Below are 21543 nucleotides of genomic sequence, written 5' to 3'. Positions count from 1 at the left end.
GAATGTCGCGGCGATCAACTCGCTGGGTGAGCGGGCGAATGCGGGCTAAAACGCGCGGCTCAGCGCTGATAGCGCGCGAGAACCCGGTTTCCGTCCTGGACCAGGCGTTTCTTCACTTCGGCCGCGTCGATGGCACCGCTGTAGTACTCCTGAAGGGCGGGAGTGGCGACCTTGTCCTTCCACTCCGGATATCCCCGCACCGATTGCGCGGGCGCCGACCGCAGATGGGGCGCGAGCGCCGCGCCGGTGGCCCAGCCGTTCTCGGCGGTGTGCAGCGCCGGGTCCTTGAGGGCCTCGGTTCCGGTCGGCAGCATCCAGTCCCCCTTGGCCAGGCGGACCATGTTCGCCGGGCCCAGCAGGAAGTCGATGAACGCGACGGCTTCCTTGCGGTGCGGGCTGTCCTTGGCGACCGACAGGGTCTGCGGACTGACTCCCTGATCGAGTCCGGCGCTGCCCGCGGGCGCCGGCAGCACCGTCCAGGCGAAGCCGGGCGGCGCCTGCTGCACGATCTGCTGACGGTAGGAGAACCCGAGCGGCACCATGGCGTACTTGCCGCCGAAGAAGCCGGGCAGGGTGTCCGAGCCGCCCATGCCGAGTGTGCTGCGCGCGGCGCTCCGGTCGATGGTGACCTGGTCGTGGATGGTGTCCGGGACCACCGCGTCGGCGGCGGTGTACGTCACCTCGGCCTTGCCGTCCGCGTCGCGGCTGAAGAGGCGGCCGCCGGTGGACAGGCTCAGGTTGAGGGTGGCCGAGACGGGCTCCTTGAGCGGCCAGGCCACGCCGTACCGTCCGTCGCCGCTCAGCTTCTTGGCCGCCTGCCTGAACTCGGCCCAGCTCCATGGCTGTTCGGGCGTGGGGATCCGCACCCCGGACGCGTTGAGCAACTTCGTGTTGGCGATGAGAACCCTGGGCTCCTGGAGGAACGGCACGCCGTAGACACCCGTGCCGAAGGTGGCCGTCTGCCAACTCCGTTCAGGAATACCGCCCTTGAGCCGTGGCGGCAGCAGGCCGCTCAGGTCCGCAAGGTAGCCGCCGTAGGCGAAGTCGGCCAGGTCGTCGGAGGCGTCGTGAATGATGTCGGGCGCCTCGCCGCCCTCGAAGGAAGTGAGCAACTGGTCGTGGACGGTGTCCCAGCTGCCCTGCACATAGTCGACCTGGACGGCCGGGTGCGCCGCGTTCCACTCCTTGACGAGGCTCTTGGTCGCCGCGACCGACTCCTTCTGCCAGGCCAGGGACTGGAAGCGGAGCCTGACCACTCCCCCGTCGTCCGATCCGCCGCCCCCGCATCCCGCGAGGAGCGCCACCAGCAGCGCCAGGACCGCGGCCACGCTCAACCAACGCCTGCGCACGCCCAGTTCACCCTCACGCCTCAGGGCTTCGCCGCCCCGCCTCAGCGCTCCACCGCCGCGCATTGGCGCCTCGCCGCCACCCATCAGCTTTTCACCGCCCCAGTGAGCATGCCGCCGGTGATTCTCCTCTGGATGATCGCGAAGATCGCCAGGGACGGCAGGGTGGCGAGGAAGGCGGCCGCGGCGAGCGGGCCGAGGTCGGCGGCCCCTCCGCGCCGAGGAAGTGGGTGAGGACGACCGGCAGGGTCTGTTTTCCCGGGGTCTTCAGGAGGACGAGCGCGAAGAAGAACTCGTTCCAGGCCGTGATGAAGGCGAACAGGGCGGTGGCCACGATGCCGGGGGCGAGCAGCGGCGCGGTGACCGAGACGAGGGTACGCAGCCGTCCCGCGCCGTCGACCGCGGCCGCCTCCTCCAGTTCGGCAGGCACCGCGCGAACGTAGCCGCTCAGCATCCACAACGCGAACGGCAGCGACCAGACCACGTACACCATGACCAGGCCGCCCACCGAGTTGATCGCGTGCAGGTTCTTGAGGACGAGGAAGAGCGGAATGATCAGCAGCACGAACGGGAACGCCTGGCTGATCACCACCCAGCCGGTGGCGGCGGCCGCGAGCCGGCCCCGGTGGCGGGCCATGACGTACGCCATCGGCGTGGCGATGACCACCGCGATGAGGGAGGCCGAGACGGCGGCGATCAGGCTGTTCAGGCCGGCGTGGAGCAGGGGCTGTTCGTCGAAGGCCTGGCGGAAGTTGTCGAGCGTGGGATGCCGGGGAATCCAGGTGGGGTGGAGCGAGCCCAGTTCGCGGGCCGGCTTGAAGGCGGTGGAGATCAGCCACACGAAGGGAAAGGCGAGGAAGACCAGGTAGGCCAGGAGCGCGAGGTACTGTCCCGCGCGCCCCGCTCTGCGGGTGCGCGTGCTCACGTGTCGCCCCCCTGCCTCAGCCGCCCGGCCAGGAAGAATGCGAGGCAGGCCGCGACGACGGCGACCATGACACAGCCCATGGCCGCGGCGTACCCGAACTGGCCGTAGCGGAAGGCCTCTTCGTAGGCGAAGAGCATGGGGAGCCGGGTGCGGCCGCCGGGACCGCCGTTGGTCAGGACGTAGACCAGGGCGAAGGAATTGAAGTTCCAGATGAAGTTGAGCGCGGTGATGGCGAGGGCCACGGGTTTCAGGGCCGGCCAGGTCACCGCCCGGAAGCGGCGCCACGCGCCGGCCCCGTCGATGGCGGCGGCCTCGTGCAGCTCCTGCGGGGTGTTCTGCAACCCGGCGAGGAGGGCGACCGTGGTCTGGGGCATGCCCGCCCAGATGCCGACGACGATCACGGCGGGCAGCGCGGTGGCGAGGCCGGTGAGCCAGTCCCGTCCGTCACCGAGACCCAGGTCGCGCAGGGTTTCGTTGAGGACGCCCGCGTCGGGGTGGTAGACGAGGCGCCACATGATGCCCACCACGACCTCGGGCATGGCCCACGGGATGATCGCGAGCGCCCGGGCGAGCCGGCGCAGCCGGAGTCGCTGGTTGAGGAGCAGGGCGAGGCCGAGGGCCAGCAGGAACTGCGGCACGGTGACACCGACTGCCCACAGCAGCCCGATCCTGAACGACTCCCAGAACAGACCGTCGTGGGCCAGGTCGCGGAAGTTGAGCAGTCCCGTCCAGCGGGTCGCGGCGGTACGGCCCGACTGTGCGTCGGTGAAGGCGAGCGCGATGCCGTAGAGGAGCGGTCCCACGCTGAGGACCAGGATGGGGATGAGGGCCGGCAGCACGAGGAACCAGGCGCCGCCGGGGCCGTTCGTCGGCGATCCGGTGGCCGACCGTGTCCGCACGGTCGCCGATGACACCGTTTCAACCCCCTTTTTCCGGTACGGCCAGTAAGGCCATTAAAGCCAGTCAGGGCCAGTGGGGCCGAACAGTCCCCGTCATGGTGCTGACGGTCCGTCCGTCCGTCAAGACGATCTGCGTGAATGCGAGACTTGACCGGCAACGAGACGATCACCGGGAGACGACGACCATGGACGAGGCACGGGCACGCGAACTGCTCACCGCGGCGGCACGGCACGACCCCGGCGCCCTGCCCGGCGCCGCGCGGGCCGATCTGCTGGCCCTGGGTGAGAACGCCGTCTTCGCCCTGCCCGGCACCGGGGCCGCCCACGCCGGCGGTCTTGTCGTCAAGGTCGGCCGCGACGCCTCGCGCCACCCGGAGCTTTTGGAGCGCGCCGAGCGCGAAGTGGCCATCGCCACCTGGCTCGCCGGGGCCGGGGTGCCCGCGGTACGGGCCGCCGAGCCGAAGCCGCGAGCGGTCGAGGGCCACCCCCTGACGGTGTGGCACCGGCTGCCCGCCGCCGAACGCCCGGCCACCGCCGCGGACCTGGCCGTCCTGCTGCGCCGTATCCACGCCCTGCCCGCGCCCGGCTTCCTGCTGCCCCGCCGCGAACTGCTCGGCGGTGTCGAACGCTGGCTGACCCTGGCCGGCGCGGCGATCGACCCCGACGACGCCGCGTATCTGCGCGCCCGCAGGGATGGCTTCGCGGCCGCGGCCGCGGCGCTCACCCCGCACCTTCCGCCCGGTCCCATCCACGGCGACGCCCTGCCGCGCAATGTGCACATCGGGCCCGAAGGGCCGGTCCTGGTCGACCTGGAGACCTTCTCCTTCGACCTGCGCGAGCACGACCTGGTCGTCATGGCCCTCTCGCGCGACCGCTACGGGCTGCCCGCCGAGGAGTACGACGCGTTCGTCACCGCGTACGGCTGGGACGTACGCGCATGGGAGGGGTGCGCGGTGTTGCGCGGCGCCCGCGAGACGGCGAGCTGCGCCTGGGTGGCGCAGCACGCCCCCACCAACCCGAAGGCGCTCGACGAGTTCCGCCGCCGCGTCGCCTCCCTGCGCGACGACGACCCCGGGGTGCGCTGGTACCCCTTCTGATCCGCGCCGGCGCCGTATCGGCCGGCCCGGTCACGGGGATCAGCGCTGGGCGGGCGTCAGCTCGCGCAGCGGCCAGGCACCGTCGATCACCGCGTCGACGGTGCCCTTCGTACGCAGGAACCGCTGGAAGTCGGCGGCCCACTCCGCGTACCACTGGATCTGACGCTCATGCAGCTCCGCCAGGGCGAGACGCGCCACCTGTGGGTGGCGCTCGGCTATCGCCACCGCGACCAGGGCCGCGGCCAGCGCGTCGGCCCCCGCGTCGTGCGCCGTCTCAAGGACCACTCCGTACTCGACGCACACCGCTTCGAGGGTGCGCTTGCCCTTGCGGTAGCGGTCCACGGAGCGGTCGATCGTATAGGGGTCGACGACGGGGCCTATGGGTGCGCCGCCCAGCCGGTCGGTGAGCGAGGGCAGTTGGTGGCGGCGCAGCTCGGCCGCGAGGAGCGTCAGATCGAACGCCGCGTTGTAGGCCACCACCGGCACGCCGCGGCGCCAGTGGCCCGTCAGGACCTCGGCGATCTCGTCGGCCACCTCCGGGGCGGGCCGCCCCTCCGCCGCCGCCCGCTCGCTGCTGATGCCGTGGACCGCGGAGGCCTGGGCCGGAATCCGGATCCCCGGATCGGCGAGCCAGCCGCGCCGCCCCACCACCTCGGGGCCCCGCACTTCGACGATCGCCGCCGTCACGATGCGTGCCTCGCGCGGCTCGGTGCCGGTCGTCTCCAGGTCGAAGCCGACCAGCGGCTCCAGGTGCCAGCTCATGCTGCTGCCCCTCCTTCTGTGGTGCTTTCCCCCAGTTGACGACCACCCTCGCACGCGGCACTGACAATCGGCCGCGCGGCCGGAACGCATCACAGTGAGCACCAGGCCAATTCAGGACACCGGGCGCGAATCAACCCAGACCGACTCGAACTCCTCGCGATACGTCTCGAAGAGCCCGTGCTCCACGTCCTGCCCGGGCCGCACCACACCCCGCCGGCCGCCCCCGCGCAGCACCAGGACCGGCGCCTCCATGCCGCGGGCGCGCCGCAGATAGGACTGCACGACCGCGAGGCCGTCGGCGCCGTCGCCGTCCACCAGGTACGCGGTGAAGCGCGGAGTCTCGTCGAAGACCTGGATCTCGAAGGCCCCGGGATCGCGCAGCGCCGTCCGCACCCGCCGCATGTGCAGGATGTTCATCTCCACCGACCGGCTCAACTCGCCCTTTTTCAGGCCGAGTTCCCGCTCACGCCGCTTGACGGCGCTGCTCGCCGGGTTGAGGAAGAGCAGCCGGATGCGGCAGCCGGACTCGGCGAGCCGCACCAGGCGCCGGCCCGAGTAGTTCTGCACCAGCAGATTGAGCCCGATGCCTATGGCGTCGAGGCGCCGGGCGCCCCCGAAGAGGTCCTCGGCGGGCAGCTGGCGCTGCAGGCGCACCCGGTCGGAGTGGACGGAGACCACATCGGCGTACCGGTCGCCGACGAGGTCCTCGACGGCGTCGATGGGCAGCCGGTGCGCGGCCGGCGCGCCGCTCGCGCCGCCGAGCACGTCCAGGAGCCGCGCCGAGGCCCGCTCCGCCTGGGCGAGCACCGCCTCGTTGAGTGCACGGTTGCGGGAGACGACGTTGCGCGCCACCTCCAGCTCGTCGAGGGCGAGCTCTACGTCACGCCGGTCGTCGACGTACGGCTCGAAGCAGGGCCAGTGCTGCACCATCAGCTCGCGCAGCTGCGGCAGGGTGAGAAAGCTGAGCACGTTGTCGTCGGCGGGGTCGAGCAGATAGCCCTTGCGGCGCGAGACCTCGCGCACCGCGACGGCCCGCTGCACCCACTCCTGGCCGGCGGGCCCGGCCGCCGCGACCACCCAGTCGTCGCCGTGGACCGGTTCGTAGATCGGCCGGAGCACGGCGGCCACCACGGCGCGCAGCCGCTGCTCCACCAGGTTCAGCCAGATGTAGGCGCGCCCGGCCCGCTGCGCGCGCGTACGCACCTCGCTCCAGGCGTCGGTGTCCCAGTCCAGCTCGGCCCCGATCTCCATCGGGCGCGCGAGGGAGACCGCTCCGGGCGGGATGTCGCCGGACTCCCCCTCATGACCCGTGTCACCAGGGGGCAGCTCAAGACCTCCCGAGCTCACCCGCGCACCGCCTTCCGCCCCCCGGCAAACCCGAGCGGGCCGAGCCCGCCCCGCACACCCTTCAACGATCAAGGAAGGGTACTCCGCGAGCGGGAGGCGGTGCAGCCCGATGGCGAGTCGAGTTTGCCAACTCGGCGGAGGGTACGGCCTGTTCTGGTGGGCACTATCTGACCGGGTGAGCCGATTCATGGCTCCTGGCTGCCTTCGCGGGCCACCGGGTCACCCGTTGGCGCACCCGGACGTCCCGGGTGACCCTCGTCTTTTCAGGGAGGATCTGGCTTTCAGGGAGGATCTGGCCGAACAGCCCCTCAGGACCCCGAGCGGAAGTGGAAGAGTCTTGCCCATGCAGGTGTGGCCGGGACAGGCTTACCCACTCGGCGCCACGTACGACGGCGCCGGGACAAATTTCGCGGTCTTCTCCGAGGCCGCCCGTCGGATCGAGTTGTGTCTGCTGCACGACGACGGCTCGGAGACAGCCGTCGAACTGCGCGAGTCCGATGCGTTCGTACGCCACGCCTATCTGCCCGGTGTGCTGCCGGGCCAGCGGTACGGCTTTCGGGTGCACGGACCGTACGAGCCGCAGGGGGGCCATCGCTGCAACTCGGCGAAGCTGCTGCTCGACCCCTACGCGCGCGCCATAAGCGGCCAGATCGAGTGGAACGAGTCGGTGTACGGCTACCACTTCGGGCGGCCCGACAGCCGCAACGACCTGGACTCGGCGCCGCACACCATGGCCTCGGTGGTGGTCAACCCCTTCTTCGACTGGGGCGACGACCGGCCGCCCCGCACCGACTACCACCACACCGTCTTCTACGAGGCCCATGTCAAGGGCCTCACCATGCTCCACCCCGAACTCCCGCCGGAGCAGCGCGGCACCTACGCGGCCCTCGCCCATCCGGCCGTCATCGAGCACCTCACCCAACTCGGCGTCACCGCACTCGAATTGATGCCGGTGCACCAGTTCGTCAACGACCACCGGCTGGTCGACGCCGGTATGGCGAACTACTGGGGCTACAACACCATCGGCTTCTTCGCCCCGCACAACTCCTACGCCTCGTGGGGCGACCGCGGCCAGCAGGTCCTGGAGTTCAAGCAGGCGGTGCGGGCGCTGCACGAGGCCGGCATCGAGGTCATCCTCGACGTGGTCTACAACCACACGGCGGAGGGCAACCACCTCGGCCCCACCCTCTCCTTCCGGGGCCTGGACAACGCGCAGTACTACCGGCTCGCCGACGACGCGCGCTACTACGAGGACACCACCGGCACCGGCAACAGCCTCCTGATGCGCTCCCCGCACGTCCTTCAGCTGATCATGGATTCGCTGCGCTACTGGGTGACCGAGATGCATGTGGACGGCTTCCGCTTCGACCTCGCCGCGACGCTGGCCCGCCAGTTCCACGAGGTCGACCGGCTCTCGTCCTTCTTCGACCTGGTCCAGCAGGACCCGGTGGTCAGCCAGGTCAAGCTGATCGCCGAGCCGTGGGACGTGGGCGAGGGCGGCTACCAGGTCGGCAACTTCCCCCCGCTGTGGACGGAGTGGAACGGCAAGTACCGCGACACCGTACGGGACCTGTGGCGCGGCGAGCCGCGCACGCTCGCCGAGTTCGCGGGCCGGCTCACCGGTTCGTCCGACCTCTACCAGGACGACGGGCGGCGCCCGCTCGCCTCCATCAACTTCCACACCTGCCACGACGGCTTCACCCTCAACGACCTGGTCTCGTACAACGACAAGCACAACGCCGCCAACGGCGAGGACAACCGCGACGGCGAGAGCCACAACCGTTCGTGGAACTGCGGCGCGGAGGGCCCGACCGACGACACGGAGGTGGCGGAACTGCGCGCGCGCCAGATGCGCAACTTCGTCGCCACCCTGATGCTGTCGCAGGGCGTGCCCATGATCAGCCATGGTGACGAGTTCGGCCGGACGCAGGGCGGCAACAACAACGCGTACTGCCAGGACAACGAGGTGTCCTGGGTCCAGTGGCCCGACCCGGACGACGACCCCGAAGGCACGCTCCTCGCATTCACCCGGGCCATGGTGTGGCTGCGCAGGGACCACCCCGTCTTCCGGCGCAGGCGCTTCTTCCACGGCCGGCCGGTGCAGGGCACCCACGACGAGCTCTCCGACATCGCCTGGTTCACCCCCGAGGGCGAGGAGATGGCGGACCGGCACTGGCAGTCGGCGAACGCGAAGGCGCTGTCGGTCTTCCTCAACGGGAACGCGATCTCCGAGCCGGGGCCGCGCGGCGAGCGGATCAGCGACGATTCGTTCCTGCTGATGTTCAACGCCAGCGCCGAGACCCTCGACTTCGTGGTGCCGGTCAACCACGGCCGGCAGTGGCAGGTGGTCGTGGAGACCGCCCTGCCCGAGGGCGTGCCGCCGGAGGGGGGAGCGAAGATCGAGGCAGGCGGTCGGATCACGCTGATCGGGCGGAGCATGACGGTCCTGCGGCGGCCCGCGTAGCCCGCCTCCGCTCCCTGCACAACGGCTGCGACCTGGGCCGGAGTTCCCCGTTGCGTGGACTCCGGCCCAGCGGTCGCCCCGCGCGCCGCCGGCGCCGGGCGGAAACCGGCCATCGGGCGGAGCCGACGCCGCCGACCGGAGCAACCACATGGGTCCGAACGCACACAAGCCGCTCAACGGGGTACCTACGTCCCATGACCCCGCCCATCGCGACTTACCGGCTCCAGCTCCAGCCTGCGTTCCCGTTCGCCGCCGCCGAGGAGGCGCTGCCCTACCTCGCGGGTCTCGGAGTCTCCCATCTCCATCTGTCCCCGATCCTGGAAGCCGTGCCCGGCTCGACCCACGGGTACGACGTCACCGACCATACGACGGTCCGCGAGGAGCTCGGCGGCGAGGCCGGCCTGCGTCAACTGGCCGCCAGAGCAAGGGAGTCGGGCCTCGGCCTGATCCTCGACATCGTGCCGAACCACATGTCGGCGTCCGCCCGCCACAACCGCCCGCTGTGGGACGTGCTGCGCGCCGGCCCCTCCTCTCCGTACGCCTCGTGGTTCGACATCGACTGGGCGGCGGGCGACGGACGCGTGCTGCTGCCCGTCCTCGGCGGGCCGCTCGGCACGGAAATGGACCGCCTGACGGTGGAGGGCGACGTACTGCACCATGGCGAGGCGCGCTTCCCCTTGCGCGACGGTACGGCCCACCTGCCGATGGCCGAACTGCTCGACGCCCAGTGGTACCGGCTCGGCTGGTGGCGGCTGGCCAGGACCGAGCTGAACTACCGGCGGTTCTTCACCATCTCCGACCTGATCGGCCTGCGGGTGGAGGACGAGGACGTCTTCGCCGCGACCCACGCCAAGGTCCTCGAACTGCTGCACGACGGGGTCGCCGACGGGCTGCGCATCGACCACCCGGACGGGCTCGCGGACCCCGAGGCCTATCTGCGCCGTCTGAACACGGCGAGCGGCGGACGCTGGACGGTGGTCGAGAAGATCCTCACCGGCGACGAACACCTGCCGGCGGACTGGCAGGTCGCCGGGACGACCGGCTACGACGCCCTGCGCCACATCGACGGCCTCTTCGCCGACCCGTCCGGCACGAAGCAACTGGGCTCCCTCTACCGGCAGTTCACCGGTGCCGACGACGACCTGGGCGGACAGTGGGAGCCGACGGTGCGCCGCGCGGCGTACCGGGTGCTCACCCACGACCTGGCGGCCGAGACCGAGCACCTGGTGCGGCTCGCCCGGCGGATCTGCGCGACCGGCGGCCCCGAGCTGCGCGATCACGCCCCCTGGGCGCTTCGGCTGGCCCTGCGCGAGCTCCTGGTGCGCGTCCCGGTCTACCGGCCCTACCGGACCGGGGCCGAGCTGGTGCTGCCCGCTTCTGCCGCCGCGGAGGCGAAGGCGGCCTTCACGGTGGCGGAGGAGTCGGCCGCGGTGGACGTGGTGCGCGGCCTGGCCCTCGGACTGCTCGGTGACGACGAGGACCGCGACCGCTTCCGTACGCGCTTCGCGCAGACGTCGTCGGCGCTGCACGCCAAGTCCGTCGAGGACACCGCCTTCTACCGGTACACGCCGCTCCTGTCGGTGAACGAGGTGGGCGGGGACCCGGGGCGGCCTTCGGCGGAGCCGGGCGAGTTCCACGCGTTCTGCGCCCGCCTGGCCCGCGACTGGCCGGGCACCGGCACCGTCCTGTCCACCCATGACACCAAGCGCAGCGCGGAGGTACGGGCCAGGATCGCCGTGCTTTCGGAGTGCCCCGACCGGTGGGCGGCGCTCCTCGACCGGGTCGCCGGGGCGCAGGCGCCCGACGCGCACCTCGCGTGGGTGGCGTGGCAGACCTCGGTGGGGCTCGGCGGGGCTGCGGAGACGGAACGGATCGGCGGGGCGCTCCTGAAGGCGGTGCGCGAGGCAGGGCTGCGCACCGGCTGGACGGAGCAGGACCCCGACTACGAGAAGGCCGTGAGCGACTTCGTCGAAGCGGGGCCCGGCGGTCAACAGGCCGCCGCTGTACGGGAGTTCGTCCAGGAGACCGAGGATGCCGCGCGGGCCAACAGCCTCGGGGCCGCGCTGCTGCATCTCACGATGCCGGGTGTGCCGGAGCTCTACCAGGGCACGGAGGCCGAGTACGCGGCGCTGGTGGACCCGGACAACCGGCGCCCGGTGCCGTTCGATCCGGCGGCCCTCGCCGACCCCGGTGACAAGCTCGGGGTGACCCTGGCCGCGCTGCGGCTGCGCCGCGAACTCCCGGAGGTGTTCGGCCCGGCGTCCGGGTACGCGGCGCTTGAGGCCCGGGGCGCGCGCGCCGCGCACTGTGTGGCGTTCTGCCGCTCCGGCCAGGTGGTGACGGCGGTGACCCGGCTGTCGCTGCGGCTCGCCGAGTCGGGCGGCTGGACGGGCACGGAGCTGGCACTGCCGGACGGCGCCTGGGCGGATGTCCTCACGCCGGGGCGGCGGTTCAGCGGCGCCGTGGAGCTCGACAAGCTGTTCGCGCAGCGGCCGGTGGCGCTGCTCAGGCGGGTCGGACCAGAAGAAGGCGAGGGGCCCGGGTGAGCAGGCCGCTCTCGGCGGGGTCGAAGCCGTCGGCCCGGCGAAGGCCCGGCATGGCGGTGAGCAGGGCGGTCACGGCGCACTCCGCCTGAAGCTCGGCGACCCGCGCCGCCGGGCAGCCCGCCGGCCCGAAGGCGAGCCCGCCGGGTGTGGTGCGGTGCAGGTCGAAGCGGTCGGGGTCGGCGAACCGGCCGGGGTCGCGGTTGGCGGCCCCGACGAGCAGGGCCACCGCTCCCCCGGCGGGCACCACACCGCCGGACAAGGCATGTTCGTCCACAGCCCGGCGCAGCACCACATGGACGGGCGGATTGCGCCGCAGTGATTCTTCCCAGGCCTGCCCTATCAGCGCGGGCACCGCCTTGATCAGCTCCAACTGGTCAGGATTGTCAAGGAGGTTGGCCAGCAGTGAGGCGAGGGCCTGACCGGTGAGGACGGCTTGGCCGGCGGAGCGCGCGGCGAGGAGCGCCACCCCGGTGCCGCCCCGGCCGCGGCCCGCGTCGACGGCGGCGGGTGCCTCCGCCCGGCTGCGGGCCGCCACCGCGCCGCGGCGGCCCATGACCGCCCCGTAGGAGAGGCCGGTCGCGGCGGCTATGGTCCCGGTCGGCAGCCACCGGCAGAACTCCTCGACGAGGTCCGCCTCCTGCCGCCCGGCCAGGCGGTGGGCCAGCACATACGCGGTGCGGGCGCACACCTCGCGCAGCAGCGCGAAGGCGCTCTCGGGGGCCGCGTACTCCTGGGCGCAGTGCACCGTCCCCGGCCCGCAGCAGGGGCCCCGGCGCGGTCCGGCGATGCTGGGGTCGCCGAGGGCGGGGGCGACGTCGGCGTACCGGCTGACCAGCCACGCCCCGAGCCGGGCATCCCACAGCAGGGGGTGTTCTTCGCGCAGGGTCCGGTAGAAGGCGTACGGGTCACCGCGGGCGGCGGGGCCCAGGAGCGAGAGCGTGCGCGGCGAGAACGCGAGGGCCGATGCGTCGGCCGGTTCGACGGTCGTCATGGCGCGCCTCCCCGTTGCGCGCCCGGCGGGGCGCGGCCGATGCGGCCCGGGGGTCCCGCGGAGCCGCAGAGCCGCCGGGCGCCGGTGACTGCTCTCAGCGGACCACTTCCGCGGCGCACTCGCGATCGGCGTTCGGCCGTACGGGTGAGAGGCGGGCCGTGCCGTACGGCGTTGACCTGCGCAGCAGTTCAGTGAAGGCGGCCGCGGCGTCGGCCAGCTCGACCCGCGAGAACACCGTCAGGTCGCGCTTCCACGACGGTTCGACCGAGAGCACCACACAGTCCTCGCCGACGCCGCCGCGTACGACGTGGGTGGGCACGGCGACCACGCCGACCCCGGCGGCCGCCATGCGCACCGCCGTCGAGGTGTGCTCGGTGCGGACGACGGTGCGCGGGGTGAAACCGGCGCGGCCGCAGACCAGGTCGAGGAAGGGCTGCCCTTCGACGACGGGTTCCATCGCGCACCGCACCCAGGCGTGGTCGGCGAACTCTTCCAGCCGCACCGAGACGCGGCCCGCGAGCGGGTCGTCGAAGGCGACGACGAGCGCGATCTCCTCCTCGCCGACCCGCACGACGGGGCCCTCCCAGTACTTCGGGGGCGGCCCGACGGCCAGGTCGGCGGCGCCCCGTTCGAGCGCCTCCTCCAGCGCCTCGGTACTGGCGTACTCGTGGAGGATCAGCCGCACCCCGGGGTGGCTGCGCCGCCAGCGGGCGAACGCTTCGGGCAGCACGCCCACGGCCACCGAGTGCACGCAGGCGATGTGCAGTTCGCCGCCCACGGCATCGGATGCCGCGCGGGCGGCGCGCCGGGCCTGGAGGGCGCTGCGCACCGCGAGCCGCGCGTGCGGCAGGAAGGCGCGGCCCATGGGGGTGAGCCGCACGCCGCGCGGCAGCCGCTCCAGGAGTGCGCCGCCCACGGACTTCTCCAGCGCCTTGATCTGGTGGGAGAGGGCGGGCTGCGTGACGTGCAGCAGTTCAGCGGCCCGGGTGAACGACGCCTCCTCCACGACCGTCACGAAGTACTCCATCTGTCGCAGGCTCACGGCGTGCTCCCTCTGTTCCCACTGACTCCGGTGGCGCGTCCGGCACGCGCTCACGCCATAAGCATGCTGCATGGATCTCACGCACAGATTGCCTTGGACTCATGGCAGCGGCCCGGCGGAGGCTTACCCCGTGAGCGGTCCCAGGGGGCCTTCGACCGAGAACGGGGATCGAACCATGCCCGACGCAACCAGCGGCGCGACCGACGAGCGGACCGACGACCGGACCGACGACCGGACCGGCGACCGCGTGGCCGATGTGATCGTGATCGGCGGTGGCACCGGCGGGTACTCCACTGCCCTGCGCGCCGCCGCACTCGGCCTGAAGGTCGTGCTCGCCGAGCGCGACAAGGTCGGCGGAACGTGCCTGCACCGGGGCTGCATCCCCAGCAAGGCGATGCTGCACGCCGCCGAACTGGTGGACGGAATCGCGGAGGCCCGTGAGCGGTGGGGCGTGAAGGCGAGCGTGGATTCCATCGACTGGCAGGCGCTGGTGGCGACGCGCGACGACATCGTCTCCCGCAATCACAAGGGCGTCGAGGGCCATCTCTCGCACGCGAACGTCGAAGTGCTGCGCGGCGGCGCCCGGTTGACGGGTCCGCGGAGCGTCCACGTGGAGGGCCATGGGACCGTGACCGCCCGGCGCGGCATCGTGCTCGCCACCGGTTCACGCCCCCGGATGCTGGCCGGTCTCACGGCGGACGGACACCACGTCGTCACCAGCGACGACGCGCTCTTCGCACCCGGGCTCCCGCACTCCGTGCTGGTGCTCGGCGGCGGCGCGATCGGTGTCGAGTACGCCTCCTTCCACCGGTCGATGGGCGCCGAGGTCACGCTCGTCGAGGCCGCCGACCGACTGGTGCCGCTCGAAGACGCCGACGTCGGCCGCCACTTGACGCGGGGCCTCAAGAAGCGCGGCATCGATGTGCAGTGCGGTGCGCGGTTCCTGGACGCGACCGTCGTGGACGGCGGTGTGCGTGCGTCGGTGCGCACCGCGCGCGGCGAGATCCGCGCCGTCGAGGCGGAACGGCTCCTGGTGGCGGTGGGCCGCGCGCCGGTCACCGACGGCCTCGACCTGGCCGCGGCCGGACTCGCCACCGACGAGCGGGGTTTCGTCGCGCCGACCGACTGGTCCCGGCTCGAAACCGCCGTCCCCGGCATCCACGTCGTGGGCGACCTGCTGCCGCCGCCCTCCCTCGGCCTGGCCCACGCGTCGTTCGCCGAGGGGCTGTTGGTCGCCGAGACACTGGCCGGGATGGCCTCCGCGCCCGTCGACTACGCCGCGGTGCCCCGGGTCACGTACTCCTCGCCGCAGACCGCGTCCGTCGGGCTGACCGAGGCCGACGCGCGCAACGGCGGCCACGACGTCGTCGTCAACACCATGCCGTTGACCGCCGTCGCCAAGGGCATGGTGCACGGGCAGGGCGGTGTGGTGAAGGTGGTGGCCGAACGGGGCGGACAGGTCCTCGGTGTCCACCTCGTCGGACCGAACGTGTCCGAAATGATCGCCGAGAGCCAGCTCATCGTCGGCTGGGACGCCGAACCGTCGGACGTGGCCCGCCACATCCACGCCCATCCCACGCTCTCGGAGGCCGTCGGTGAAACCTTCCTCACCCTGGCCGGGCGGGGCCTGCACCAGCAGTGAGGACGTGCGGGGGCCGGACGGGCGTAGGTGGCCCGGCCCGCCGCTCAGTGGGTGGCGAGCAGGAACGCCATCCGGCCGAAGCTGACCTGGTCGCCGTCGGCCACGGCGACGGCTCCCGTCACCCGGCGCCCATTCACACAGGTCCCGTTGGTGGAGCCGAGATCGCGCAGCTGCCAGATCCCCGACTGGAAGACGAGCTCCGCGTGCACCCGCGACACCGTTTCGTGGCTGAGGCGCAGCCCGTTGGCCGGGTCGCGGCCGATCCGCAGCGGATAGGGGCCGGGCGCCGGGAAAAGGAGCTTGGGCAGCCGCTCCGACTGCCAGGCCCTGCGCAGCGACACGGAGAACTCCGACACCCGGCTGACCGCACCGAACATTGCCTTGGACCACCGGCCGCGGCTCGTCAAGTCGGCAGTGAGAGGAGCGAGTTCACCGGAGTGGCGGGCGGCGAGCGCGATCTCCATGCGCCGCAGGAACGTGTCCTGCGACAGCTTGCCCTCGGCGGCGCCCTCGCGCAGCACGTCCAGAACCCGGTCGCGTTCCGCGTCGGAGAGCCGCGCGGGCGCCGAGGACGTCTGGAATTCAAAAGAGGGCGTCACACCGGCGATTGTCCTTCCCCGGGCCCGGACGTGTCCAGCAGACCGACCGCCCCTCTCGTGCTCCGCCCATCCTCCGCCGCCCCACCGCTGACCTGCGCCGCAAGGCGCTTCTCGCCGAAAAAGCCTTGCGCGTGGGGCCCATGGAGTTGTCAGGGTCCGCCGACTCGCACATCCTCCGGGGGGCCTCTTTTGCCGAACACCGCGTCGGACCTCGTCATCCGTCCGCTCGCCGGGCCCGAAGAACTCGGGCTCTTCCAGCAGCTTTCCTACGTCCTCGACCACGAAGTGGCGGGCGACCTGGCCTCCGGCCGCCGCATTTGGCAGTGGATGTGGATCGCCGTGCGCGACGGCCGCGTCCTCGCGCGCCTCGCGTGGTGGGCCGCGCGCCGCGGCGGCGTTCCGCACAGCCTCGACTTCTTCGACGTCGACGACGGCCTGCCCGCCGCCGAGCGGCACGAGATCGGCCTGCGCCTGCTGGAAACGGCGACCGGCGCCGTGGTCCCGGCCGGCTCGGCACGCCCCGAGTACGGCCGCTTCGTACCCGGTGACTGGCGTGAGGACCCCGCCGCGCGTGAGGTTGTCGAGACCAGGCGGCCACACCGACGACATCCTGGCCGAGGGCACCCGGATCCTCGCCGCACAGAACGTCCCCCGGATCCGTGCCGCTACCGACCTTCCCAACGTCCCGATGGCCAACGCGTTCGCCCGTGCGGGATACATCGTCTTCCAGCGCGTGCTCAACATGATCTGGAAGTAGTCCCGAATTGCGGGCGTGTCCGCGCCGTCTGTCGCACCATGGTCGCAACCGGTTACGACAGGGGGACATGCCAGTGCTGTTCGAAGTGTGGGCACCGCACGCCGACCGGACCGCCCTTCTCCTGGAGGGCGCCACCCATCCCATGCGCCGCCATCCCGTCCGCGCGGGCTGGTGGCTCGTCGAGGCCGACGCCCAACCCGGCGACCGCTACGGCTACGTACTGGACGACGGCCCGGTCCTGCCCGACCCGCGCTCACGCCGCCAGCCCGAAGGACCGGACGGTCTCAGCGCCGTCGTCGTCCACGAGAGCTTCGGCTGGCAGCACCCGTGGCAGGGCGGCCCCCCGCTCCAGCGATCCGTCCTGTACGAGCTGCACATCGGCACCTTCACCCCCGAGGGCACCCTCGACGCAGCACATCAACACCTCGCCGCACTCGCCGAGTTGGGGGTCACTCACATCGAGCTGATGCCGGTGTGCCCCTTCCCCGGCCGGCACGGCTGGGGGTACGAGGGTGTGTCCCTGTGGGCGGTGCACGAGCCCTATGGCGGGCCCGACGCCCTGAAGAGGTTCGTCGACGCGGCCCACGCCCACGGTCTCGGCGTGGTCCTGGACGTCGTGCACAACCACCTGGGCCCCTCCGGCAACTACCTGCCCGCCTTCGGACCGTACTTCACCGACACCCACCACACCCCCTGGGGTTCGGCCGTCAACCTGGATGCCCCGGGCTCCGACGAGGTGCGCGCCTTCCTCCTGGAGAGCGCGCTGGCGTGGCTGCGCGACTACCACCTCGACGGGCTGCGCCTGGACGCGGTGCACGCGCTGGCCGACACCCGCGCGTACACCTTCCTCGAAGAGCTCGCGACCGCCGTCGACGCGCTCGCCGCCGAGCTGGGCCGGCCGCTCTTCCTGATCGCCGAGTCCGACACGTGCGACCCGCGCACCACGACCCCACGCGACGAGGGTGGCACCGGGCTGCACGCCCAGTGGAACGACGACTTCCACCACGCCCTGCACACCGCGCTCACCGGCGAGTCCCAGGGCTACTACGCCGACTTCGCGCGCGCCCCGCTCTCCGCGCTCGCCAAGACCCTGACCCGGGTGTTCTTCCACGACGGTACGTATTCGAGCTTCCGTGGCCGCGCTCACGGGCGTCCCGTCGACCGCGTCCGCATCCCCGCCCACCGCTTCCTCGGCTACTCCCAGACCCACGACCAGATCGGCAACCGCGCCCAGGGCGACCGGCTCTCGGCGACCCTGTCGCCCGGCCTGCTGGCCTGCGCGGCGACGCTGACCCTGACGAGCCCGTTCCCGCCGATGCTGTTCATGGGCGAGGAGTGGGGCGCCGCCACCCCCTGGCAGTTCTTCACCGACCACACCGACCCCGACCTCGCCCGGGCCGTACGGGAGGGCAGGCGGCGGGAGTTCACCTCGCACGGCTGGGCCCCCGAGGACGTGCCCGACCCGCAGGACCCCGAGACCCGCGGGCGCTCCTGCCTGGACTGGTCGGAGCGGTCGGCCGAGCCGCACGCGCGACTGCTCGCCTGGTACCGCGAGCTCATCGCACTGCGCCACGACCGGCCCGACCTCACCGACCCCGACCTCGCGGCCGTCAAGGTGGCGTACGACGAGGAGGCGCGCTGGATCACCTACCGCCGCGGCGACCTGCGAGTCGTGATCAACCTCGCCAAGGAGGCGGTCAGGATCAAGCTCGGTGGCGGCGGCCGGGTCCTCGCGGCCTGGGAGCCGGTCGAGGCGCCGGGCGCGGACGGCCTGATGCTGATGCCGCCGGAGTCCTGCGCGGTACTCGGACGCTGAGCGACCCCGGCTCAACGCCCGTACCACGCAAGCCAGTTACTGGACGACGGCCATGGCGCGGTCGGTGTTGTTGAAACGCCGGCCGCCGTCCTCCGTCACGGTGACGATGTCCTCGATGCGGACGCCGAACCGGCCGGGCAGATAGATGCCGGGCTCGATCGAGAAGCACATCCCGGGCACCAGCGGCCGCTCCTCGCCCTCGATCATGTACGGCGGCTCATGGGTGGTGACACCGATGCCGTGGCCGGTGCGGTGGATGAAGTACTCGCCGTATCCGGCCTCCGCGATCACCGCGCGCGCCGCACGGTCGACATCCTGACAAGCGGCACCGGGGCGCACGGCGGCGAAGCCCGCCTCCTGCGCCGCGCGCACCACGTCGTGGACGTGCTGCTCCTCGGCGGTGGGCTCTCCGACGTGGACGGTACGGGTCGTGTCGGAGCCGTACCCGTGCTTGAGCCCGCCGAAGTCGAGCACCACCATGTCGCCGTGGCCGATCGTGCGGTCGCCCGCCTCGTGGTGCGGCTTGGCCCCGTTGGGCCCCGACCCGACGACGGTGAAGTCCACCTGTGCATGGCCGTACTTGATGAGCAGGGCCGCCAGATCGGCGGCCACCTCGGTCTCCAAGCGGCCCGCGAACCGTACCGTCACGATCTCCTCGTACGCCGCGTCGGCCGCCGCGCCCGCCGCCTCCAGACGGGCCAGTTCATGCTCGTCCTTGACGGCGCGCAGCATGGGCAGCGCCTCGGTCAGCGAGACGTACGAGGTGCCGGGCAACTCCTTCTGGAAGCCGAGCAGATGCATCGCCCACGCGTTGTCACTGACTCCGAAGCGCCCACCGGCATCGAGGAGCGGCGCCGTCACGGTGTACGGGTCCTTGCCGTCGGTCCACTCCCGCAGGGTCAGCGCGTCGGCGCCTGCGGCGTGCGCGGCATCCGGAGCTTCCAGGGTCGGCACGACCAGCACCGGGTCCTGCCCCGCCGCGAGCACCAGGACGGTGAGCCGCTCGGTGGTCGCGGTCGGCTGGTAGCCGGTGAGGTGGACGAGGTCGGGGCCGGGTGCGACGAGGAGGCCGGCAAGACCGGCGTCGGCGGCGGACCGGGCCGCGCGGGCCATCCGGGCCCGGTAGTCGTCGGCGGTGAAGGGCGCGGGAGCGGGCGTCGAGAGCATGGGCTCATCCTGCCCGTAGGCCTGCGTGGACGCGAGCGGTCCCGTGTGTCTGAGCCCGTAGCCGGTAGGTCTCCTGTGTCCCAGAGCCCGTCAGTCTTCATCTGTCTCAGAGCCCGTACCTCTGCTCTGTCTCAGAGCCCGTACCTCCGCTCTGTCTCAGAGCCCGTACGTCTTCGTCTGTCTCAGAGCCTGTACGTCTCCTCTGTCTCAGAGCCCGTCCGTCTCCTCGGCGACGAGCCGCTCCAAAAGCTCACCGAACTCGTCGCCGACGACGATGCGAAGCCCGTCCCCATCCCGGTCGCTGAGCTGGGTGAGCATGCCGCCGCGCCACCAGTAGACGTACGGGCTGATCGCCCCCGGGGTGTCCTCGTAGCCGGAGGCGGCGAACGACGCCATGGCGTTGAGGGCGAGCACCATGCCGGAGTCGCGGATGACGTGGAAGGCCAGCTGATGGCGGAAGGGCATGGCGACGAGGGCACCGTCCGGCGGGATCTCCTGCCCGGCCACGTCACGCACCACGGACTCCAGGGCGAGCACCCGGCTCGCGGTGTAGAAGGAGTCACCGATGACGATGTCGAAGCGCGTGCCGTCGTCGCCCTTGACCCTCTCGTGGCTCTCGACAGGCAGCTCCCGCAAGTTGCGCAGGGCCATTTCGCGCAGGTCGGGGACCTTGCCGAGGGGTTCGAGCGCCTCGTCCGTCAGCATCATGACGCTTTCGGGAAGGTCGAGGGCGAGGATCTCGTAGAGGCCGGGCGCCACACTGCGCGCGTAACCGAAGCTCTGCGGATCGAGACCGTCGCCGCTGATCACCCGGGGGTAGAGCTGGGCCCTGATCTGGTCGGGCGGCATGGTGTCGAGCGCGGACGGCGCGTCCATGGTGCGCAGCACCATGCCGACGTGTCTGCGAACCAATTCCGGCCACACACGCGGCCCTCGGGGTTCGTTGTGGCAGACGGCGGCGAGATTGCCGAGGCCGAACCGCCGGCTGCCGCTGTCCTTCACCGAGTCCGCGTAGACCGTGACCTCCAGGCCGAGCTCGGCGAACGCCTCCCTGACCAGGGCGCGGAACCGGGCACCCTCGTCCTCGGAGAAGAAGCCGAACTCGGAGTCCCGGGGAACGTCGCTCGCGTCCCGCCTCGGCCCTCGTCGGAATATCCCCACGTCTGCTGCCTTTCCCTCGCACGGTCGCCGGATGCCTCGCACGTCGCCAGAGCTGCGAGCCTACCCAGAGCGGGCCCCGCTGATGACAAGATCGGCCCGCATGCGAGCCGGGGCCACGAGACGGGCGTTGACCTCGTCGGACTCCTTGACCCAGCGTTCGGCGTGGGACCGGTCCTTTCCGTGCCGCACATGGCGCTCGACGAGCCGGCGCACCCGCTCAGAGTCGTCGATCTGGAGGTACCAGACCTCGTCGACGAGGTCCCTGACCTGTTGCCAGGGGCCGTCGTCGTGGAGCAGGTAGTTGCCTTCGGTCACGACGAGCGGCACCCGGGGATCGATGGCGATGCTCCCGGCCACCGCCTCTTCCAGCGTGCGGTCGAAATCCGGCGCGTAGACGACGGTGCCGGGATCGGGCGAGCGCAACCGACGGAGCAGGGCGACGTATCCGGCGGCGTCGAAGGTGTCCGGAGCGCCCTTGCGTTCGGCGCGCCCGAGCCGGCGCAGCTCGGCATTGGCGAGGTGGAAGCCGTCCATGGGCACCAGCACGGCCTCTCCGCCGAGCCGCCCCACCAACTCCCCCGCCAGCGTGGACTTCCCGGCACCGGGCGGTCCTCCGACACCGAGGATGCGACGCCGACCGGGGACGACGAGCCTGCGGGCACGGCCCACGAGCTGGTCGAGATCTAGATCCGTAGCGAGAGCCATACCTGCATTGTTCCCCCGAGATCGGTGGCGACCGATGCAGCGCGTCGGAGAGGATCGCCCGTGATCTGCCGTGATCTGCCTGAACTGCCTGAACTGCCTGAACTGCCTGAACTGCCGTGAACGCGAAAAAGCCCCGCACCGTGACCGTATTTCTACGATCTGGTGCGGGGCTTTCCCCAAAAATTGTTCGGCGGCGTCCTACTCTCCCACAGGGTCCCCCCTGCAGTACCATCGGCGCTGAAAGGCTTAGCTTCCGGGTTCGGAATGTAACCGGGCG

The 21543-nt window shown here is 71.7% G+C and carries 15 protein-coding genes, 1 rRNA gene and 2 pseudogenes; 6 read left to right on the top strand and 12 right to left on the bottom strand.

The window, feature by feature from the left end; genetic code table 11:
* Nucleotides 1–59 precede the first annotated feature (59 nt).
* The 3 genes and pseudogenes from AB0D31_RS07975 to AB0D31_RS07965 form a co-directional block, all read right to left on the bottom strand.
* Entirely contained in the window at nucleotides 60–1349 is a 1290-nt protein-coding gene (locus AB0D31_RS07975) for an extracellular solute-binding protein (RefSeq protein WP_362718603.1), read from the bottom strand.
* A gap of 83 nt (nucleotides 1350–1432) precedes the next feature.
* Nucleotides 1433–2271, bottom strand: a pseudogene (locus AB0D31_RS07970) (carbohydrate ABC transporter permease).
* On the bottom strand, nucleotides 2268–3170 hold the full coding sequence (locus AB0D31_RS07965; RefSeq protein ID WP_362718850.1) for a sugar ABC transporter permease: 903 nt from the start codon (nucleotides 3168–3170) through the stop codon (nucleotides 2268–2270). Before AB0D31_RS07965 ends, AB0D31_RS07970 begins: the two are co-directional and overlap by 4 nt.
* Nucleotides 3171–3355: 185 nt before the next feature.
* On the opposite strand from AB0D31_RS07965, the gene AB0D31_RS07960 reads away from it, so the two are divergent.
* Entirely contained in the window at nucleotides 3356–4267 is a 912-nt protein-coding gene (locus tag AB0D31_RS07960) for an aminoglycoside phosphotransferase family protein (protein ID WP_362718848.1), read from the top strand.
* Nucleotides 4268–4306: 39 nt separating this feature from the next.
* Here AB0D31_RS07960 and AB0D31_RS07955 read toward each other — a convergent pair whose 3' ends face one another.
* Together AB0D31_RS07955 and AB0D31_RS07950 are read right to left on the bottom strand one after the other, a co-directional pair.
* Nucleotides 4307–5029, bottom strand: a complete 723-nt coding sequence (locus AB0D31_RS07955; RefSeq protein ID WP_362718600.1) for a 3'-5' exonuclease — start codon at nucleotides 5027–5029, stop codon at nucleotides 4307–4309.
* Between the two features lie 111 nt (nucleotides 5030–5140).
* The gene (locus AB0D31_RS07950; RefSeq protein WP_362718598.1) at nucleotides 5141–6376 is read right to left on the bottom strand and encodes an SAV2148 family HEPN domain-containing protein; all 1236 of its coding nucleotides are present in this window, start codon (nucleotides 6374–6376) and stop codon (nucleotides 5141–5143) included.
* Nucleotides 6377–6719: 343 nt separating this feature from the next.
* On the opposite strand from AB0D31_RS07950, the gene glgX reads away from it, so the two are divergent.
* Both glgX and treY read left to right on the top strand, forming a co-directional pair.
* Nucleotides 6720–8840: a glycogen debranching protein GlgX gene (gene glgX, locus AB0D31_RS07945; protein WP_362718595.1), complete on the top strand. Its 2121-nt coding sequence runs from the start codon at nucleotides 6720–6722 to the stop codon at nucleotides 8838–8840.
* Nucleotides 8841–9034: 194 nt separating this feature from the next.
* Nucleotides 9035–11386, top strand: coding sequence for a malto-oligosyltrehalose synthase (gene treY / locus AB0D31_RS07940; RefSeq protein WP_362718592.1), 2352 nt, complete (start codon nucleotides 9035–9037; stop codon nucleotides 11384–11386).
* Here the strand turns inward: treY and AB0D31_RS07935 are convergent.
* Complete coding sequence (locus AB0D31_RS07935; protein WP_362718589.1) at nucleotides 11346–12377, bottom strand: cytochrome P450; 1032 nt, start codon at nucleotides 12375–12377, stop codon at nucleotides 11346–11348. The two genes, treY and AB0D31_RS07935, sit on opposite strands and share 41 nt — an antisense overlap.
* A 94-nt stretch (nucleotides 12378–12471) precedes the next feature.
* On the bottom strand, nucleotides 12472–13419 hold the full coding sequence (locus AB0D31_RS07930; protein ID WP_362718587.1) for a LysR family transcriptional regulator: 948 nt from the start codon (nucleotides 13417–13419) through the stop codon (nucleotides 12472–12474).
* A gap of 175 nt (nucleotides 13420–13594) precedes the next feature.
* Between AB0D31_RS07930 and lpdA the strand changes: the two genes are divergently transcribed.
* On the top strand, nucleotides 13595–15061 hold the full coding sequence (gene lpdA, locus AB0D31_RS07925) for a dihydrolipoyl dehydrogenase (protein ID WP_362718584.1): 1467 nt from the start codon (nucleotides 13595–13597) through the stop codon (nucleotides 15059–15061).
* Between the two features lie 44 nt (nucleotides 15062–15105).
* On the opposite strand, the gene AB0D31_RS07920 is transcribed toward lpdA, so the two are convergent.
* Nucleotides 15106–15660: a DUF1707 and FHA domain-containing protein gene (locus AB0D31_RS07920; protein ID WP_362718581.1), complete on the bottom strand. Its 555-nt coding sequence runs from the start codon at nucleotides 15658–15660 to the stop codon at nucleotides 15106–15108.
* Between the two features lie 189 nt (nucleotides 15661–15849).
* On the opposite strand from AB0D31_RS07920, the pseudogene AB0D31_RS07915 reads away from it, so the two are divergent.
* Nucleotides 15850–16417 (top strand): annotated as a pseudogene (locus AB0D31_RS07915) (hypothetical protein).
* A 73-nt stretch (nucleotides 16418–16490) separates the two neighbouring features.
* Entirely contained in the window at nucleotides 16491–18233 is a 1743-nt protein-coding gene (treZ, locus tag AB0D31_RS07910) for a malto-oligosyltrehalose trehalohydrolase (RefSeq protein WP_362718845.1), read from the top strand.
* Between the two features lie 36 nt (nucleotides 18234–18269).
* Here the strand turns inward: treZ and AB0D31_RS07905 are convergent, their stop codons facing one another.
* The 4 genes from AB0D31_RS07905 to rrf all read right to left on the bottom strand — a co-directional run.
* Nucleotides 18270–19400: an aminopeptidase P family protein gene (locus AB0D31_RS07905; RefSeq protein WP_362718578.1), complete on the bottom strand. Its 1131-nt coding sequence runs from the start codon at nucleotides 19398–19400 to the stop codon at nucleotides 18270–18272.
* Nucleotides 19401–19607: 207 nt separating this feature from the next.
* Nucleotides 19608–20561, bottom strand: a complete 954-nt coding sequence (locus AB0D31_RS07900; protein ID WP_362718575.1) for a hypothetical protein — start codon at nucleotides 20559–20561, stop codon at nucleotides 19608–19610.
* 60 nt (nucleotides 20562–20621) lie between these two features.
* Nucleotides 20622–21266: a nucleoside/nucleotide kinase family protein gene (locus AB0D31_RS07895; protein WP_362718572.1), complete on the bottom strand. Its 645-nt coding sequence runs from the start codon at nucleotides 21264–21266 to the stop codon at nucleotides 20622–20624.
* A 185-nt stretch (nucleotides 21267–21451) separates the two neighbouring features.
* Nucleotides 21452–21543 (bottom strand): 5S ribosomal RNA (gene rrf / locus AB0D31_RS07890); the annotation flags it as partial.

The organism is Streptomyces sp. NPDC048361 (assembly GCF_040651795.1).
Classification (GTDB): Bacteria; Actinomycetota; Actinomycetes; order Streptomycetales; family Streptomycetaceae; genus Streptomyces.
Note: the sequence above shows the minus strand (reverse complement) of the source record. Positions and strands in the feature narration are given on the sequence as shown.

What these genes read in the sequence shown, in the direction of transcription:
- AB0D31_RS07895 (WP_362718572.1), bottom strand. Translation starts at nt 21,266, where the DNA reads ATGGCTCTCGCTACGGATCTAGATCTCGACCAGCTCGTGGGCCGTGCC.
- AB0D31_RS07960 (WP_362718848.1), top strand. Translation starts at nt 3,356, where the DNA reads ATGGACGAGGCACGGGCACGCGAACTGCTCACCGCGGCGGCACGGCAC.
- glgX (WP_362718595.1), top strand. Translation starts at nt 6,720, where the DNA reads ATGCAGGTGTGGCCGGGACAGGCTTACCCACTCGGCGCCACGTACGAC.
- treY (WP_362718592.1), top strand. Translation starts at nt 9,035, where the DNA reads ATGACCCCGCCCATCGCGACTTACCGGCTCCAGCTCCAGCCTGCGTTC.
- AB0D31_RS07935 (WP_362718589.1), bottom strand. Translation starts at nt 12,377, where the DNA reads ATGACGACCGTCGAACCGGCCGACGCATCGGCCCTCGCGTTCTCGCCG.
- AB0D31_RS07955 (WP_362718600.1), bottom strand. Translation starts at nt 5,029, where the DNA reads ATGAGCTGGCACCTGGAGCCGCTGGTCGGCTTCGACCTGGAGACGACC.
- AB0D31_RS07905 (WP_362718578.1), bottom strand. Translation starts at nt 19,400, where the DNA reads ATGCTCTCGACGCCCGCTCCCGCGCCCTTCACCGCCGACGACTACCGG.
- lpdA (WP_362718584.1), top strand. Translation starts at nt 13,595, where the DNA reads ATGCCCGACGCAACCAGCGGCGCGACCGACGAGCGGACCGACGACCGG.